At 77.0% G+C, this 14,918-nt stretch carries 7 protein-coding genes, 5 tRNA genes and 3 pseudogenes; 8 read left to right on the top strand and 7 right to left on the bottom strand.

The window, feature by feature from the left end; translation table 11 throughout:
• Positions 1-21 precede the first annotated feature (21 nt).
• Both BS72_RS27805 and BS72_RS27800 read right to left on the bottom strand, forming a co-directional pair.
• Complete coding sequence (locus BS72_RS27805; protein WP_037917996.1) at positions 22-843, bottom strand: aminotransferase class IV; 822 nt, start codon at positions 841-843, stop codon at positions 22-24.
• A 79-nt stretch (positions 844-922) separates the two neighbouring features.
• Entirely contained in the window at positions 923-1,984 is a 1,062-nt protein-coding gene (locus BS72_RS27800) for a chorismate-binding protein (protein WP_198545967.1), read from the bottom strand.
• A gap of 577 nt (positions 1,985-2,561) precedes the next feature.
• Between BS72_RS27800 and BS72_RS27790 the strand changes: the two genes are divergently transcribed.
• The 5 genes from BS72_RS27790 (at position 2,562) to BS72_RS27770 (ending at position 3,018) form a co-directional block, all read left to right on the top strand.
• A tRNA-Gly gene (locus BS72_RS27790) sits at positions 2,562-2,634 on the top strand.
• Between the two features lie 34 nt (positions 2,635-2,668).
• A tRNA-Cys gene (locus BS72_RS27785) sits at positions 2,669-2,742 on the top strand.
• 1 nt (position 2,743) lies between these two features.
• A tRNA-Val gene (locus tag BS72_RS27780) sits at positions 2,744-2,815 on the top strand.
• Positions 2,816-2,855: 40 nt separating this feature from the next.
• Positions 2,856-2,927: transfer RNA gene (locus tag BS72_RS27775), tRNA-Val, on the top strand.
• A 19-nt stretch (positions 2,928-2,946) separates the two neighbouring features.
• Positions 2,947-3,018 (top strand) — tRNA-Val (locus BS72_RS27770).
• Positions 3,019-3,575: 557 nt separating this feature from the next.
• Here the strand turns inward: BS72_RS27770 and BS72_RS27765 are convergent.
• Positions 3,576-3,821 carry a hypothetical protein gene (locus tag BS72_RS27765; RefSeq protein ID WP_037914474.1) on the bottom strand — a complete coding sequence of 82 codons (246 nt, stop codon included), beginning with the start codon at positions 3,819-3,821 and terminating at the stop codon, positions 3,576-3,578.
• 250 nt (positions 3,822-4,071) lie between these two features.
• On the opposite strand from BS72_RS27765, the pseudogene BS72_RS38860 reads away from it, so the two are divergent.
• The 3 genes and pseudogenes from BS72_RS38860 to BS72_RS27755 all read left to right on the top strand — a co-directional run.
• Positions 4,072-4,806: pseudogene (locus BS72_RS38860) on the top strand (serine/threonine-protein kinase); the annotation flags it as partial.
• Positions 4,807-5,961: 1,155 nt separating this feature from the next.
• Positions 5,962-7,257: an acyl-CoA dehydrogenase family protein gene (locus BS72_RS37535; RefSeq protein ID WP_051952049.1), complete on the top strand. Its 1,296-nt coding sequence runs from the start codon at positions 5,962-5,964 to the stop codon at positions 7,255-7,257.
• The gene (locus BS72_RS27755) at positions 7,254-8,390 is read left to right on the top strand and encodes an acyl-CoA dehydrogenase family protein (RefSeq protein ID WP_037914473.1); all 1,137 of its coding nucleotides are present in this window, start codon (positions 7,254-7,256) and stop codon (positions 8,388-8,390) included. Before BS72_RS37535 ends, BS72_RS27755 begins: the two co-directional genes overlap by 4 nt.
• A 448-nt stretch (positions 8,391-8,838) precedes the next feature.
• Here BS72_RS27755 and BS72_RS27750 read toward each other — a convergent pair whose 3' ends face one another.
• From BS72_RS27750 to BS72_RS37525, 4 genes and pseudogenes are all read right to left on the bottom strand, one after another.
• Positions 8,839-9,654 carry a TrmH family RNA methyltransferase gene (locus BS72_RS27750; RefSeq protein WP_037914472.1) on the bottom strand — a complete coding sequence of 272 codons (816 nt, stop codon included), beginning with the start codon at positions 9,652-9,654 and terminating at the stop codon, positions 8,839-8,841.
• Between the two features lie 151 nt (positions 9,655-9,805).
• Positions 9,806-11,010 (bottom strand): annotated as a pseudogene (gene cobA / locus BS72_RS27745) (uroporphyrinogen-III C-methyltransferase); the annotation flags it as partial.
• 517 nt (positions 11,011-11,527) lie between these two features.
• Positions 11,528-14,235, bottom strand: a pseudogene (cobT, locus tag BS72_RS37530) (nicotinate-nucleotide--dimethylbenzimidazole phosphoribosyltransferase).
• Positions 14,232-14,894, bottom strand: a complete 663-nt coding sequence (locus BS72_RS37525) for a hypothetical protein (RefSeq protein WP_037914471.1) — start codon at positions 14,892-14,894, stop codon at positions 14,232-14,234. The pseudogene cobT and the gene BS72_RS37525 overlap by 4 nt, the downstream one beginning before the upstream one ends.
• Between the last annotated feature and the right edge of the window lie 24 nt (positions 14,895-14,918).

Raw genomic sequence — 14,918 nt, 5'->3', positions numbered from 1 at the left:
CGGGACCCGCAGGCCCGCGTCCTACGGGTTCGGCTCGGCCTCCGAGCGCTCGGCGAAGATCCGCATGGCCTTGGCGGTGACGGGGCCGGGGGCCTCCGGCAGCGCGCGGCCGTCGAGCAGGCGCACGGCCTGGACGTCCCGCAGCGAGGAGGTGAGGAAGATCTCCTCGGCCTCCGCCAGCGCCTCCATCGGCAGGTCCGCCTCCCGCGCGCCGGCCCAGTCGGCGACGAGGGCGCGGGTGATGCCGGCCAGGCAGCCGGACTCCAGCGGCGGGGTCAGCAGCTGCCCGTCGATCACCACGAAGACGTTGGAGCCGGTGCCCTCGCACAGCCGCCCCTGGGTGTTGGGGAACAGCGCCTCGGAGGCGCCGGCCTCGTGCGCCCGGGCCAGGGCGACCACGTTCTCGCCGTAGGAGGTCGTCTTCAGGCCGGCCAGGGCGCCCTTCTCGTTGCGGGTCCACGGGACGGTGATCGCGGCGGTGGTGTCGGGCCGGGGCTGGGCCGCGCCGAGGGCGACGACGAGGGTGGCGCCGGCCTCGCCCCGGTCGGAGCTGAGCGGGGACAGGCCGCCGGTGTAGGTGACGCGCAGCCGGCCGAACGGCATCGGGTTGGCGGCCAGCACCTCCTCGCAGGCGCGGGCGACCTCGTCCAGGTCGGGCTCCGGCAGGCCGAGACCGCGCGCCGATCGGGCCAGCCGCTCCAGGTGGCGCGTCATCGCGAAGGCCCGCCCGTCGGTCGCCTTGAGCGTCTCGAAGACGCCGTCGCCGACCGTCAGCCCGTGGTCGAACACCGACACCGTGGCGTCCGCGGGCTCCCGCAGGGCGCCGTCCACCCAGATACTCACCATTTCGTCCTTCCGCCGCTGCCGCCGGTGCACGCCCCGCCCCACCAGGTGAAAAGCCCGGCCGGAACACCCCTTACGGCTACGACGCTACCGAAAGCAGCCGCGCGGCCTTCAACTCGGTCTCCGCCCACTCGCCCGCCGGGTCCGACCCCCAGGTGATGCCGGCGCCGGTGCCGAAGCGCAGGACGGGCCCGCCGGACGCCTCCCGGTCCAGCCAGAAGGTGCGGATGGCGACGGCGAGTTCGGCGGTGCCCCGGTCGGCGTCCACCCAGCCGACGGCGCCGCAGTACGGCCCGCGCGGCGCGGTCTCCAGCTCGGCGATGACGCGCAGCGCGCTCGACTTCGGCGCGCCGGTGACCGAGCCGGGCGGGAAGGTGGCGGCCAGCAGCTCGGGCCAGCCGGTGCCGGGCCGCAGTTCGCCGCGGACGGTGGAGACCAGGTGGACCAGCCCGGGGTGCCGTTCCAGCGCGCAGAGCGCCGGCACGGTGACGGAGCCGGTGGCGCAGACCCGGCCCAGGTCGTTGCGGACCAGGTCGGTGATCATCACGTTCTCCGCGTGGTCCTTGGGCAGCAGGCCGTCCGGGGTGCGGGCGGTGCCCTTGATCGGGCCGGACTCGACGACCGCGCCGCGGCGGCGCAGGAAGAGCTCGGGTGAGGCGGTGGCGATCTCCACCCCGTGGGCGGGCAGCCGGACGGTCCCGGCGTAGGGGGCGGGGTTGCCGCGGGCCAGGGCGGCGCCCAGCGCGTCGACGTCGGGACCGGGGCGGCCGCCGCCGCGTCCGGCCGGCAGCGGCGCGGACAGCACGCGGCAGAGGTTGACCTGGTAGACCTCGCCGGCGGCGACGCGCTCGCGGACGGCGGCCACGCCCGCGACGTAGGCGGCGCGGTCCAGCGACGACGTCCAGGCGGCGGGGTCGGGACCGCGCCAGGGGACGGCCGGGGCGCTGCCGGCGGCGTAGGGGGCGGGCAGCCGCCGGACCTCGCCGAACCGCGCGCACACCGCACGCCCCTCGAAGTCGGCGGCCACCGCCCAGAAGCCGGCGGAGTCCAGGGCGGAGACGTCGCTGGTGACGTCGCGCAGGCCGGTGGCCAGAATCCGCCCGAAGCGGGCCAGGGGCGGCAGGGTGGCGGGGGGCGGCACGGGCTCCTCACTGTGTCGGGTCACGACCGCGTCGGGTCGCGCGGGCGACGTCCACCGGCGGCCCGAGGCGGCTCGCGCCCTGATCGGGGCTGTGGCCGGGGCACGGGTCGGGCACTCGTCGGGCACGGGCACGGGTCGGGCACGGCTTGCCGTCGTCCGCCTCGCGGGCGGCTGCGACGACGCGGGTGCCGACCGTACCGCGGGCCCGGCGCCGGGGCGCCGTGAGCACCTGCTGGCGGGCGGGGCGCGGATCGGCGACGGGTGACTGCGGGGCGGGGGCAGGGGCGGGACGCCGTACGGGCGGCGGGGGGAGCGGGCTCGCGAAGGGCGGACGGCACCCGGACGTCGGTGGAGCGGGGGAGAACGGGCAGGCGCGGCGGCCGGGAGCGGGCCCGGGCCGGAGCCCGGAGCGGGGCGGCACGGGGGCGGCCGGAGCGCTGGTGGGCGGGGTCCGCCGGCCTTCCGCAGGCCGACCCGCGGTCATTGGCCCGGCACGCTGCGGAAACCGGTTTTTGAGCTGGCCCGGGAATCCGCTAGAGTTCAACTCGTCGCCAGGGCGTGACCGGTGACAGTACATGCGGACGTGGCTCAGTTGGTAGAGCATCACCTTGCCAAGGTGAGGGTCGCGAGTTCGAATCTCGTCGTCCGCTCGATGTGGGGGACCTCCCGGGCCCCCGCTGTGTTGGTGGAGTGGCCGAGAGGCGAGGCAACGGCCTGCAAAGCCGTCTACACGGGTTCAAATCCCGTCTCCACCTCCAAGGACGATTAGCTCAGCGGGAGAGCGCTTCCCTGACACGGAAGAGGTCACTGGTTCAATCCCAGTATCGTCCACGGACTCCGCGAGGAGTCTCAGCAGTACCGTTCCACCCCCGCGCGATTAGCTCAGCGGGAGAGCGCTTCCCTGACACGGAAGAGGTCACTGGTTCAATCCCAGTATCGCGCACGCAGTACCGCACCACCCTGGACGATTAGCTCAGCGGGAGAGCGCTTCCCTGACACGGAAGAGGTCACTGGTTCAATCCCAGTATCGTCCACATCACATCGTGGGCCGTCGTCGGTCACACGCTCGAAAGCCCGGAAGGCTCTGGCCCTCCGGGCTTTTCGTCGTGCCGTGATCCTGAGTCCCCCACAGATCCCGGGTCCCCCACGGCCTCGTCCGTCCACGCCCGGCTCCGCCGCCGTCTGGTTCCGGGCAGCGCTGTGCCCGGGTATCGATGGATACCCGGGCGACGCTGCCGCCCGCCTACCCCCGTCCCCACGGGGTCGAGACCGGTGGTCCTGGCCCGGACCGCTCTTCCGGGCCTGGGGCACCGCGAGGGCACCCACTGGGCCGGCCACGGACGACGTGTGTCCGACCGCCGCACTCGGCGGTCGCGTCTGTGGCGGGCTCCGGCCGCCGGAGCGGCTGGAGCCGTGCAGGGACTGCTGGAGGCGGCAGGCCCGTTCGGGGAACGAGTACTCCTGACCACCGCCTGGCACCCAATCTACGGGCCGCCGTCCGCCCCCGGCGTCATGCCCTCGTACCCATTGCCGGGCCTCCCGGAGGATGAGGGCGGGCCCGGCGCCTACTCCCCTGGGTGGAGGGCCGCCCTCAGGAATCCAGGGGTGTCCCCGAGGGGTCGCCCCTCGGCACCGGGTGCTCGACCAGCGCCAGCACCCGGCTGGCCATGAACCGCGCGGTGCGCACCGGAGTGCCGCCGCGGGTCACCTCGCTCACCTCCACCACTCCCCTGCGCACCGCCGTCTCCACGCGCCGGCCGGCGCGGGTGGCGGCCACCTCGTATGTGCGGGTGGTGTCCCCCGCGTCGACGACGATCTCTACCCGGTCACCCTTCACGGCGTCACTCCCCCTCGGTCAACTGCCCGCCAGGGCACGCGGCTTCACGGCCCTGACGGCCATTCGACCGGACCGGTGGGCCGCTGCCCACCTCTCAGGGTGCCACCGGGCACCGACATTTCACCGGGAGCCGCCTGCGAGGCATCAGCACGGGCGGGGACGTCAGTACATAAGCTGTGGGGCGGCCGAACGGCCAGTCGGCGGAGTGGGGACCGGTCCCCCACCACCGGAGGCAGGGGACGGAAGAGACATGGCGATGACGCGGCTCCGGCGCGAGGACCCGCGGGTCGTCGGCGCCTTCAGGCTGCACCGGCGGCTCGGCGCGGGCGGCATGGGCGTGGTGTACCTGGGCGCGGACAAGCGCGGCCAGCGGGTGGCGCTCAAGGTGATCAGGCCCGAGTTGTCGGAGGACCAGGAGTTCCGTTCGCGGTTCGCCCGGGAGGTCTCCGCGGCGCGGCGCATCCGGGGTGGCTGCACGGCCCGGCTGGTGGCGGCGGATCTGGAGGCCGAACGCCCCTGGTTCGCCACCCAGTACGTCCCGGGCCCGTCCCTGCACGACAAGGTGGCCGAGGACGGCGTGGTGCCCGCCGCCGAACTGGCCTCGATCGGGGCGGCCCTGGCGGAGGGGCTGGTGGCGGTGCACGAGGCGGGGGTCGTGCACCGGGACCTGAAGCCGTCGAACATCCTGCTGTCCCCGAAGGGCCCGCGGATCATCGACTTCGGCATCGCCTGGGCCACCGGCGCGAGCACGCTGACGCACGTGGGGACGGCGGTCGGCTCGCCGGGCTTCCTCGCGCCCGAGCAGGTACGGGGCGCGGCCGTCACCCCCGCCACCGACGTGTTCGCCTTCGGCGCCACCCTCGCGTACGCGGCGACCGCCGACTCTCCGTTCGGCCAGGGCAGTTCCGAGGTGATGCTCTACCGGGTGGTGCACGAGGAGCCGGATCTCACGGGGGTGCCGGACGCGCTGGCGCCGCTGGTCTACGCCTGCCTGGCCAAGGACCCGGCGGAGCGGCCGGACACCGCGCGGATCGCCGAGCGGCTGTCGGAGATCGCCGCGCGGGAGGCGCGCGGGATCGGGGCGCCGCGGGGCCTGTCCGACGGCGGCCCGCGCCCCGAGCGGCCGACCGGGCGCCGCGCGGAGGAGTACGCCCTCCAGCGCACGGAGCGGCGCCCGGCGCCGGGACCGTCCTCCCGGACCACCCCGGCGCCGCGCCCGCCGGCCGGGGAGCGGCCGGGGCGTGCGGCCGGCTCCTGGCCGGGTGCCGCCGAACGGCCCTCCCGGGGCGGCGCCTCCGGGCGGTCCGCGCCGGGCGGGGAGCGTTCCTCCCGGGCGGGCGGCTCCGGCACCGCCGGGCGTTCCGGCCATCCGCCGGCACGGACGGCGGGTGGCCGGGACGGCCGCCCCCGCCAGGGCGAGGACCGCACTCCGCGCCCGTCCAGGGCGGGCGAGCGGAGCGCCCGGACACCGGCGCGCACGCCCGCGCGGACCCCCGCCGGCCGGCGGCCCGCCGCTGACCCGCGACGGCGGCTGCTGCGGCAGCGGCTGGCCGTCTTCGTCGTCGTCACCGTGCTCGCGGCGGTGTGCATCGCCCTGCTCCAGGGCTGTGACCGCTTCAGCCGCTCCCTCGGCCCCCTGCCGGCCTCCCCTCCGGCCGCGGCGACCGCTGCGCCCGCCCAGGGCTCCGGCGCCGCTCCCGCTCCGGCGGCCGGCCCCGGGGCGCGCCCGCCGTGGTGCGGAGCGGCTGAGCGCCCGACGGGGCCGCCCTCGGGACGTCCGGGGACGGTTGTCCGACGGTCCGGGGACGGTTGTCCGACGCGTTCCCCGAGGACGCGGCGGAGCTGGTGGGCGGTGCGGGCTGTGGCCCGGGCGGTGCGGGGCATCCGCCCGTACGCCCCGCTCACCGGCGCGCCCTGCCCTGCCGTGCCCGCCCGTGTCCTGGCTCCCGTCGGCTTCGCCGGACACCGTCCGGCAAGGGTCCGTCCAGCCCTAGGCAGGGCGTCCCACTCGCGTTACTTTAGCAAGCGCTTGCTTAGCACCACTTCCGTCGCCGGACCGGCCGCCGGGTGGTGCGGGCGGTGCGCCTGCCGGAGGGCGGGCGGTCGGGCGGCGGGAGCGCGCGGGAGAGGGCGATGGCCGATGGCTGAGCGGCGCACAGCGGAAGACGTGACGCCTCGGGAGCAGGAGCTGCGGGCACGGGTCGCGGAGCTGCTGGCCGCGCACGACCCGGCGCGGGTGCCGCGCGCGGAGTTCCTGCGGGCGCGGTTCGACGCGGGGCTGGCGTGGGTGCACTTCCCGGTCGGGCTCGGCGGCCTCGACGCTCCCCGCACGCTCCAGCCGGTGGTCGACGCCGAACTGGCCGCGGCCGGCGCCCCGGACAACGACCCGCGCCGGATAGGCATCGGCCTGGGCATGGCCGCCCCCACCATCCTCCGTTACGGCACCCGGGAGCAGAAGGAGCGGTTCCTGCGCCCGCTGTGGACGGGCGAGGAGGTCTGGTGCCAGCTCTTCTCCGAGCCCGGCGCCGGCTCGGACCTGGCGGCGCTGAGCACCCGGGCGGTCCGGGAGAACCCAGCGCCGGGGGACCCGGAAGGCGCGGCCGGCGACGGCGACGGCGACGGCGACGGCGACGGCGACGGCGACGGCGACGGCGACGGCGACTGGATCGTGGACGGCCAGAAGGTCTGGACGTCCAGCGCGCACACCGCCCGCTGGGCGATCCTCATCGCGCGCACCGACCCGGACCTGCCCAAGCACCAGGGCATCACCTACTTCGTGTGCGACATGGCCGCCCCGGGCGTCGAAGTGCGGCCGCTGCGCCAGATCACCGGCGAGGCGGAGTTCAACGAGGTGTTCCTGACCGGGGTGCGGATACCCGACGCGCACCGGCTGGGCGGGGTCGGTGGGGGCTGGCGGGTGGCGCAGTCGACCCTGATGAACGAACGGGTGGCCATAGGCGGAATGGCGCTGCCCCGCGAGGGCGGCATGATCGCCGGACCGGCCCGGGCGTGGCGGGAGCGCCCGGAGCTGCGCACTCCGGAGCTGCACGACCGGCTGCTGGCCGCGTGGGTGGACGCCGAGGTGGCGCGGCTGGCGGCCGAACGGGTGCGGCAGCAGCTCGCCGCGGGCGCTCCGGGGCCGGAGGGTTCCGGGCTGAAACTTGCCTTCGCCCGGCTCAACCAGCAGGTCAGCGGCCTGGAGGTGGAGCTGCTGGGCGAGGAGGGGCTGCGCTACGGCGACTGGGAGACGGCCCGCCCGAGCCGCGTCGACTTCTACGGCCGCGACGCCGGCTACCGCTACCTGCGGGCGAAGGGCAACTCCATCGAGGGCGGAACCTCGGAGGTCCTGCGCACCGTCGTCGCGGAGCGGGTGCTGGGGCTGCCGGCCGAGCCGCGCACCGACAAGGACGTCCCGTGGAAGGACCTGCCGCGATGAACCTGCTCTACTCCGACGTCGAGGACGGCCTGCGCGCCGCCGTGCGCGCCGCGCTCGCCGACCGTTCCCCGCACCCGGCGGTGCTGGCCCGGATCGAGGGGGCGCAGCCGTACGACCCGGCGCTGTGGCGGCTGCTGGCGGCCGAGTTGGGGGTGGCCGGGCTGCTGGTGCCCGAACGGCTCGGCGGGCAGGGCGCGTCGGCCCGGGAGGCGGCGGTGGTCCTGGAGGAGCTGGGCCGGGCGGTGGCGCCGACGCCGTTCCTGGGCAGCGCGGTGCTGGCCGTCTCGGCGCTGCTGTGCTGCGACACCGCTGACCCGGCGGTGGCCGGGCTGCTGGGCCGGCTGGCGTCCGGGCGGGCGGCGGGCGCGCTGACGGTGCCGCTGGCCGCCGTGCCGGGCTCGGCGTTCCCCGGCTCGGTCCGGGCCGAGGGGAACGACACGGCGGGCTGGCGGCTGGCCGGCCGGGTGACGACGGTCGCGGACGCGCTCGGCGCGGACGTCCTGGTGGTGGCGGCGCTGGGCCCGGACGGGCCGGCGCTGTTCGAGGTGGCGGCGGCCGACGCGGACGTGGCGGCGTTCTCCTCGCTGGACCTCACCCGCCCGCTGTCCGACGTGGCCTTGGCCGCCGCGCCCGCCCGGCGCCTGCCCGCGGCCGACCCGGCGGCCGCACTGGACGGGGCCCTGCTCACGGGCGCCGGGCTGCTGGCCTCCGAGCAGGTGGGCGTGGCCCAGTGGTGCCTTGACGAGACGGTCCGCCACCTCGGGCAGCGCCACCAGTTCGGCCGGGTGCTGGGCTCCTTCCAGGCCCTCAAGCACCGGCTGGCCGACGTGTGGCTCGACGTGCTCTCGGCACGGGCGGCGGCCCGGGCCGCTGCCGACGCGCTGGCGCGGGACCCTGCGGCTGCCTCGGCCGACACGGCGGTCGCGGTGGCGGTGGCCGCGTCGTACGCCTCCGAGGCGGCGGTGCGCGCGGCGGAGGAGGCCGTCCAACTGCACGGCGGGATCGGCATGACCTGGGAGCACCCGGCACACCTGTACCTCAAGCGCGCCAAGGCGGACGCCATCGCGCTGGGTACCCCCGGCCGCCACCGGGCCCGCCTGGCGGAGCTGGTGGACCTGCCCGCCCCCGCCTGACGAGCCTCCCGACGCCCCCTGTCCCCTCCCGACGCCTCCTGTCCGCTCCCTCCGCCGACCCGTGCCGCCACCGCTGAACTCCGGCGGCGACGACCTGCCTGGGGCGACCAGCACGGTCCGGTGCCCGGAACCGCGCACCAGGTCCCGACCGGCTTCCCCGGCCGGCGTGTGACGGGGCCTCACCCGTCCGTCGCCCGTGCGGCGGGCGCTCAGCGACGACGACGACGACGGCCTGCGGTGGAGCAGGCCACCGTGGGCGGCTCCGCTGAAGGACACGGACACTCGCCGGCCAACGGCTTCACCGACTGCGTCGGAGACCTGCTGGCGGCGCGGGTCGGCGGAGGGAGCGGAGGGCACCGCGCGGCAGGCGGACAGCGGGGCGACACACCGTCTCGGGCGGGCTGCCGCGCTGATGCCTGGTGCGCGCGCCGGCTCCCGTGACGGGTTGCTACGGCCGGGTGGCGTAGAAGGCGACCGCGGAGGCCGCGGCCACGTTGAGGGAGTCGACGCCCGCGGCCATGGGAATGGTGACGCGGGTGTCGGCGGCCCGGAGGGCGGTGGGGGTCAGGCCGTCGCCCTCGGTGCCGAGCATCAGGGCAAGCCGGGGATGGCGGCGGGCGACCAGCTCGTCCAGGGGGACGGCGTCGTCGGCCAGGCACAGGGCGGCGAGCCGGAAGCCGCGTTCGCGCAGCCGCTCCAGGTCGCCGGGCCAGTCCGTGAGCCGGGTCCAGGGCACGGAGAAGACCGCGCCCATGGAGACCTTCACGGCGCGCCGGTAGAACGGGTCGGCGCAGCGCGGGCTCAGCAGCACCGCGTCCACGCCGAGCGCGGCGGCGGAGCGGAAGCCGGCGCCGAGGTTCGCGTGGTCGACGGTGTCCTCGAAGACGGCGATCCGGCAGGGTCCGGGGCCGAGCCGGTCCAGCAGCCCGTCCACCGTGGGCAGCGGGGTGCGGGCCATGGAGGCGAGGGCGCCGCGGTGCACGTGGTAGCCGGTGACGGCCTCGGCGAGGTCCGGCGCCACCTGGTAGACGGGGGCGTCGGCGGCCTCGATGACGTCCCCCATCGGGCCGAGCCACTTCGGGGTGAGCATCATCGAGCGCATCGGGTAGCCCGCGCCCAGGGCGCGCCGGATCACCTTCTCGCCCTCGGCGATGAACAGGCCCTCGGCGGGCTCCCGGCGGCGCCGCAGTTCGACGTCGGTGAGGGAGGTGTAGTCGGCCAGGCGCGGGTCCGCGGGGTCCTCGACGGCCACCGGCTCAGCCACGGAGGCCCCCTTCGACATCCGTGCCGGACGCGCCGGACGCGCCCGTGGCGGCCGCGGCCGCCTCGGGGACGGACGGACCCGCCTCGGGGGCGGACGGGCCCGCCTCGGGGACATGGGCGACGGCCGCCCGGGCCAGTTCGGCGACGGCGCCGCCGACGGCGACCACCTCGCCGATGACGATCACCGCCGGAGGCCGTACGCCCTCCTCGGCCACCCGCCGCGCGACCGTGCAGAGCGTGGCGTCCACGCGGCGCTGCGCGGCCGTGGTGCCCTCCTGGACCACCGCGACCGGCGTGTCGGCGGGTTTTCCGTGCTCGACGAGGGCGCGGGCGATGGCCTCCACCCGCTCGACGCCCATCAGCACCACGAGGGTGCCGCGCAGCCGGGCCAGGGCCGCCCAGTCGACCAGGGAGCGCGGGTCCTCGGGGCCACGTGCCCGCTGACCACGGTGAACTCGTGGGCGACCCCGCGGTGGGTGACCGGAACGCCCGCGGCGGCCGGCACGCTGATCGCACTGGAGATGCCGGGCACCACCGTGACGGGGATGCCCTCGCGGGCCAGCGCCTCCGCCTCCTCCATGCCGCGGCCGAAGACGTAGGGGTCGCCGCCCTTGAGGCGGACCACGGCGCGGCCGGCCTTGGCGTGCTCCACGAGTGCGGCGTTGATGGCCTCCTGGGCCATCGCGCGGCCGTAGGGGATCTTGGCCGCGTCGATCACCTGGACGTGCGGGGGGAGTTCGTCCAGCAGGTCGCGCGGGCCGAGCCGGTCGGCGACCACCACGTCGGCCTCGGCGAGCAGCCGCCGGCCGCGCACGGTGATCAGGTCCGGATCGCCGGGACCGCCGCCGACCAGGGCCACGCCGGGGGTGCCGGCCCGGCGCCGGGGGGCGGTCAGGGTGCCGTCGCGCAGCCCGGCCACGACCGCGTCGCGAAGGGCGGCGGAGCGGCGCGGGTCGCTGCCGGTGAGCACGGCGACGGTGACGCCCTCGGTACGGCCGGTGGCGGGCGTCCAGGCGGTGGCCGCCTCGGCGTCGTCGCTGCGCACGCACCACACCCGGCGCTCCTCCGCCTCCGCGCCGGCCTCGGCGTTGGCGGCCGGATCGGTGGTGGCCACCAGCGCGTACCAGGCGCCCTCCAGGTCGCCGGGGCGGTAGCGGCGGCGCTCCCAGCGCAGCTCCCCGGCGGTGGCCATGGCCTCGACGGAGGGCGTGGCCGAGGGGGAGACGAGCACGATGTCGGCGCCGGCCGACACCAGGGCGGGCAGCCGCCGCTGCGCCACCTGCCCGCCGCCGAGCACGACGACCCGCCGTCCGGCCAGCCGCAGCCCGACGGGGTAGGCGGGCACGTCCTGCTGCATGGCGACTCCTTACGCGGTGGTGCTCGTCGGTCTGGGGTGGTGCTCGTCGGTCTCGGGTGCGGGCTGGTGGCGGCGGGTTCGTCGTGCGGTGGCTGGCTCGGTGGACGGCGGCCGGGCCTGCCTGGTCCGGGGCGCCGTCGCGGGCCTGGACCGGTCCGGTCGGGGACGGGGTGCCCGCGTACGGGCACGCCCCGGCACGGCGGCCCGCGGCCCCCGGCCTTCGGCCGACCACGACGGCAGCCGCGACGACGACGTCTGCGGCGTCGCGCGAGGTGTGCCCCACTCTACGGGCCCGGGGCCACCCGCCGCCGCGAACGGGCGGGCCCCTGTGGACAACTCCCGCCCGACCACCCTGACCAGGCCGAACAGCCCGGGCAGGAAACGGCGGTGGCCTTCGTGACCGGCTCGCCGCCCGTGCGGGACCGTTCCGAGCCGAGCCCGGAACGCCCGCCGGGGACAGCCGGCGCGGGAGCGGCGGTCCCGCGCCGGCGGCCTCCGGGCAGCCGCTCCCCCGCCCTTACTTCTCCGTGACCCCGGCGGCGTCGAACGTGGCCACCTCGTGCATCGCGCGCGCGGCGCTCTGCACCAGCGGCAGGGCGAGCAGCGCGCCCGTCCCCTCGCCGAGCCGCAGGTCGAGGTCGACCAGCGGCCGCAGGCCCAGCGTGGTGAGCGCGGCGACGTGGCCGGGCTCGGCGCTGCGGTGCCCGGCGATGCACGCGGCCAGCACCTCCGGGGCGATCGCGCGCGCGACGAGAGCGGCCGCGCCCGCGCTGACACCGTCGAGGATGACCGGGGTGCGCAGCGCCGCCGCGCCTAGCAGGAGGCCCGCCATCGCCGCGTGTTCGAGCCCGCCGACGGCCGCGAGCACACCGATCGGGTCGTTCACGTCCGGCTGGTGGAGCTCCAGGGCCCGGCGCACCACCTCGACCTTGCGGGCGTGCGTCTCGTCGTTGATGCCGGTGCCGCGACCGGTGACCTCGACCGGGTCGGTGCCGGTGAAGACGGAGATCAGCGCGGCCGACGCCGTGGTGTTGGCGATGCCCATCTCGCCGGTGAGCAGCGCCTTGTTGCCCGCGGCCACCAGGTCGCGGGCGGTCTCCACACCGACCTCGATGGCCCGCAGTGCCTCCTCGCGGGTCATCGCCGGGCCGGTGGTGAAGTCCGCGGTGCCGGGCCGGACCTTGCGCGGCAGCAGGCCGGGCGTGGCGGGCAGGTCGGACGCCACGCCGACGTCCACCACGCACACCTCGGCGCCGACCTGGTTGGCGAAGGCGTTGCAGACGGCCCCGCCGCCCAGGATGTTGGCCACCATCTGCGCGGTGACCTCCTGGGGCCAGGGGGTGACGCCCTGGGCGTGCACCCCGTGGTCGCCGGCGAAGACCGCGACGGCCGCGGGCTCCGGGATCGGCGGCGGGCAGTGCCGGGACAGGCCGCTGAGCTGCGCGGAGATGATCTCCAGCATGCCCAGCGCGCCGGCCGGCTTGGTCATCCGCTTCTGCCGCTCCCACGCCTCGCCGAGCGCCTTGGCGTCCAGCGGGCGGATGCCCCGCAGCGTCTCCTCCAGCAGGTCGTGCGGCGCCTCGCCGGGCAGCGCCCGGTTGCCGTACTCCTCCTCGTGGACGACCCACGACAGCGGGCGCCGCTGGGACCAGCCCGCCTGCATCAGCTCGGGCTCGGCGGGGAACTCGTCGACGTACCCGACGCACAGGTAGGCGACGACCTCCAGGTGCTCGGGCAGGCCGAGTTCGGTGACCATCTGGCGCTCGTCGAAGAAGCTGACCCAGCCGACGCCGAGCCCTTCCGCGCGGGCGGCCAGCCACAGGTTCTCCACCGCGAGCGCGGAGGAGTAGGGCGCCATCTGCGGCTGGGTGTGGCGGCCGAGGGTGTGCCGGCCGCCGCGGGTCGGGTCGGCGGTGACGACGATGTTGACGGGCGTGTCGAGGATCGCCTCGATCTTCAGCTCGCGGAACTGCTTGGCCCGCGCCTTGGGCAGCGACTTGGCGTAGGCGTCGCGCTGGTGCATGGCCAGCGCGTGCATCCGTTCGCGGGTCTTCTCCGAGCGGATCACCACGAAGTCCCAGGGCTGGGAGTGCCCGACGCTGGGCGCGGTGTGGGCGGCCTCCAGCACCCGCAGCAGCACGTCGTGCGGGATCGGGTCGGGCCGGAACCCGTTGCGGACGTCCCGGCGCTCCCGGATCACCCGGTGCACCGCGTCGCGCACGGCCGGCTCGTAGCCCTCCGCCGCCGTCCCGGCGGCGTCCTCGGACGACGGCTCCGGACGCGCGTCCAGCCGCGGTGCGGCGGCCTCCTCGACCGCCGGAGCAGCCTCGGGAACGGCCGCGGCCTGCCCGGCCACGGCGTCGCCGTCCTCGGCGGGGCGGCCCGCCGGCGGCCGCGGCGGCCCTTGCCGGGTGCCGCCGGTGCGGGGGACTCGCCGGTCTCGGGCACGGTCGCGGTCGCGGGGGCGGCCTCGGGCTCCTCAGCGACCTCGCCGGTGGTGTCTGCCCCGGAGACGGACGCGTCCCCGTCGGGGATGACGGCCTCGGGCTGCGGCTGCTGGACGGCCTCCGGCTCCGCCGCCTGCGCGGCGGAGGCGACGGCCTCGGGGTCGGACGGCGCTGACGCGTCGTCCTGGACCGGCTCGGCAGGAGCGGCGGGGTCGGCGGGAGCGGTGACGGCAGCCGGCTCGGCGGGGTCGGCGGACTCGGCGGGGTCGGCGGACTCCTGGACGACCGTCCCTGTGGCGTCCGCCGGGGCAGCGTCCGCCGGGGCGGCTGGCGCCGGCTCGGCGGGAGCGGCGGCCTCGGCGGGAAGCGGCTGCGGAGCGACGGCGGCCTCGACCACGGCTTCGACCACGATCTCGGCCGCGTTCCCGGCGGGGACGGCCTCGGGCGCCGGCTGCTCGGCGGCGGCCGGAACCTCAGCCGGTGCGGGCACCGCCTCGGCGGCGGGGGCCTCGGCCACGACCGGGGTGTCCGGGACCTCCGGGGCCGCCGCGTGCGCCTCGTCCTGCGCCACCGCGGGCTGCCCGGGGACGTCGGCGGGCCCGACCTGCTCGACCTGCCCAGCCGGTTCAGCCTGCTCGACCGGTTCAGCCTGCTCGACCGGTTGCGCGGACGCCTGCGGGACCGTGGCCGGAGCCGGGACCGGAGCAGGCTGCGGGGCGGGAGCCGTGGCGGGCTCGGCGGGCGCGGAGCGAGGGACGCTGTCGGTACGCGGGATCAGCGACTCCTGCGAGGCACCGCCGGGGGCCGCGGACCAGTCGCTGCCCGCGGCCGGGGCGCCGGCCTCGGTGAGGGGCTGGACGGAGTACGCGCCGGCGTCGTCGCGCGGTACGTCCAGGTGCTCGGGGCCGGACGCGGCGGGGCCCGGGACGGTGGCGGCGGGGCCCGGTCGGCCAGCGAGCGCACGAAGACACCGCCGCTCGGGGTGTCCTGGACCTGCGGACCCAGGTGCAGGGCCCGCCGTGAGGCGGCCGGGGCCGACCCCGGTGCGGACCGGGCCTGCGGCACGGAGGGGACCTGCTGCTCGGCCAAGGGGCCCTGGGCGGACGCCTCCTGGTCCGCGAGGTCGTCCCCCGCGGCTCCCGCGTCCGCTCCGCCCGGCTGCGCGCCGGACGGCCACTGCTCGGCCGGGGCCGCACCCCCGGGCTGCGGGGCCTGCGGGAGGACCGGCTCCTGGCCGCCCTGGTGCTGCTGGTGCTGCTCGTGGTGCTGCGCGGCGGGCGCCTGGGGCTGGGGCTGGGGCTGGGCGACGAACACCGTGGCGCCGTTGCCGAGGACGGGCGGCAGCGTGCCCTCCAGGGGCACCTCCAGCGGCACTTCCACCGGCACCTCGACCGAGATCGGCTGGAGCGGCTGCTGGAGGGCCGCGGTCGGCGGCACCGTCGGCAGCGGCCCGGGGCCGGC

Source organism: Actinacidiphila yeochonensis CN732 (assembly GCF_000745345.1).
Taxonomy (GTDB): Bacteria; Actinomycetota; Actinomycetes; order Streptomycetales; family Streptomycetaceae; genus Actinacidiphila; species Actinacidiphila yeochonensis.
Note: the sequence above shows the minus strand (reverse complement) of the source record. Positions and strands in the feature narration are given on the sequence as shown.